This window comes from Blastococcus sp. CT_GayMR20 (assembly GCF_004570345.1).
Map to the genome: position 1 here is coordinate 1 of NZ_SPQM01000287.1, position 1,838 is coordinate 1,838.

General features: G+C 73.5%; 4 protein-coding genes. 3 read left to right on the top strand and 1 reads right to left on the bottom strand.

Annotated elements, in window-relative coordinates; genetic code table 11:
- Window positions 1–139: 139 nt before the first annotated feature.
- The gene (locus E4P40_RS27400; RefSeq protein WP_245160629.1) at window positions 140–607 is read right to left on the bottom strand and encodes a helix-turn-helix domain-containing protein; all 468 of its coding nucleotides are present in this window, start codon (window positions 605–607) and stop codon (window positions 140–142) included.
- A gap of 82 nt (window positions 608–689) precedes the next feature.
- Between E4P40_RS27400 and E4P40_RS27405 the strand changes: the two genes are divergently transcribed.
- From E4P40_RS27405 to E4P40_RS27410, 3 genes are all read left to right on the top strand, one after another.
- Entirely contained in the window at window positions 690–1,208 is a 519-nt protein-coding gene (locus tag E4P40_RS27405; RefSeq protein WP_167762398.1) for a GNAT family N-acetyltransferase, read from the top strand.
- 20 nt (window positions 1,209–1,228) lie between these two features.
- A complete protein-coding gene (locus E4P40_RS28430) occupies window positions 1,229–1,372 on the top strand; it encodes a hypothetical protein (RefSeq protein WP_167762399.1) in 144 nt (47 codons plus the stop codon).
- A 96-nt stretch (window positions 1,373–1,468) separates the two neighbouring features.
- Window positions 1,469–1,838: class I SAM-dependent methyltransferase (locus E4P40_RS27410; RefSeq protein ID WP_135161440.1), on the top strand; the 370-nt coding region annotated here is incomplete at its 3' end.

Sequence of the window (1,838 nt, forward strand, 5' to 3'; positions counted from 1 at the left end):
TCGCCGGCACAGCGTCGCTGCCACTGCTCGCCGTCGGCATCTACAGCGCCGTCCGCTGGGTCCGCAGCGACGACGACAACTCACGCCTCGTGGCGATGGGTACCAGCGGCGCGGTCGCCTGGGTGCTCGGTCGCGCGATCTAGGTGCGGACTGCTGACGCCGTCGCCCGGGGCACCGGGCGGACGTCGCGGGCGCCGGCGAGCTCGTGGCCGGCGTCGCAGACCAGCGCCAGGTGCACCGCTTCCCCGCAGTCGCGGTGGTGCAGCTCCAGCGGCGCGACGTCGTCCGCGAGGTACTTGTCCCCCCAGGCCATGAGCGCGACCAGGGTGGGGTAGAGGTCGATCCCCTTCGTCGTCAGCCGGTACTCGTGGCGCTGGCGCTCGCCCTCTGCCTGGTACGGCACGCGCCTGAGGATCCCCTGCTCGACGAGCGTGGCCAGCCGATCGGTCAGCACGGCCTTGGGCGCGCCGAGGTGGCGCTGGAGGTCGGCGAACCGGCGGACGCCGAGGAACGCCTCCCGCAGCACCAGCAGGCTCCACTTCTCACCGACGACGGTCAGCGTGCCGGCGACCGAGCACCGGGACCGGTCCCACGAGGCTTCGCTCACATCTGCAGCATAACTCCCTGGGTTCACTTGACGAACCATGCCGAGGGGAGCAGAGTTCATCTCACGAACCCAGGAGGTCGGGATGGACATGCCAGTGGCGACCAGGCCGGTGCAGCCGGACGACGCGCGCCAGTTCTGCCGTCTCTGGGACCGGCTCTCGCCCGACACCGTGTACCGCCGTTTCCACGCCCCGCTCCGCCGCCCGCCGGTCGGGGCCGAGCGCCTGGTCCTGGTGGACCACGACCTCCGCGAGGCCGTGGTGGCCGTGATCGGCGACGACGTGGTGGGCGTCGCCCGCTACGACCGCACGCCCGCCGACCGTTCGACCGCGGAGTTCGCGGTCGTCGTCGAGGACGCCTGGCAGGGCTTCGGGGTCGGCCGGCAGCTCGTCGAGGAGCTCACCGGGCTCGCCGCCCGCCGCGGCGTCCGCACCCTCACCGCGACGGTGCAGAAGGACAACGACCGCGTCGTCCGGCTGATCCGGCGCCTGCTGCCCGGCTCGACCTTCACCCCGGACTCCGACGTCTACGACGTCGAGAGCCCGCTGAGCACTGCATCCGGCCCGCTCCGGGCCCCCTCACTCCTGCAGACAACCCACTGAGATCCGAGAGAGGTTCCGTCATGACCAGCCTGCGCACCGCCCTCAGCACCCGCCGTTCGGCCCGCGCCCACCTCCGCGAGGAGCGCGCCCTGCAGCGGGCGCTGTCCATGGCTCCCACCGTGGAGTCCGCCCACGAGATCGCCGCGCTCTCCGCGCGTCGGTGACGTCCCGCTGACCGGCCCCCGGCATCCGGGGGCCGGTCGAGCGACGGCGCCGGAACGACTGCCCGGTGCCCCCGATCCCCGCTACCGTCCGCCCGCATGGACTCCTGGTCCAGCGGGAAGAGCTACGAGCCCTACGTGGGCCGCTGGAGCCGCCTCGTCGCCGCCGAGTTCGTCGGCTGGCTGGACCGGCCGCCCGACGGCCGCTGGCTCGACATCGGCTGCGGCACCGGCGCCCTCACCGAGGCCGTCCTCTCCTCCACGGCGCCCACCGACCTCGTCGGCGTCGACCCCTCCCCCGGCTTCGTGACCCACGCGGCGGCACACGTACCCGATCCCCGGGCCCGGTTCGTCGTCGGCGACGCCCGGGCGCTGCCCGTCGCGGACGGCTGGGCCGACACCGCCGTCTCGGGGCTGGTGCTGAACTTCGTCGCCGCACGGAACCATGCGCTCCGCGAGATGCGACGGG

Bases quoted from the DNA above. Each gene is read 5' to 3' on its own strand.
- E4P40_RS27405 (WP_167762398.1), top strand. From the start codon at position 690: ATGGACATGCCAGTGGCGACCAGGCCGGTGCAGCCGGACGACGCGCGC.
- E4P40_RS28430 (WP_167762399.1), top strand. From the start codon at position 1,229: ATGACCAGCCTGCGCACCGCCCTCAGCACCCGCCGTTCGGCCCGCGCC.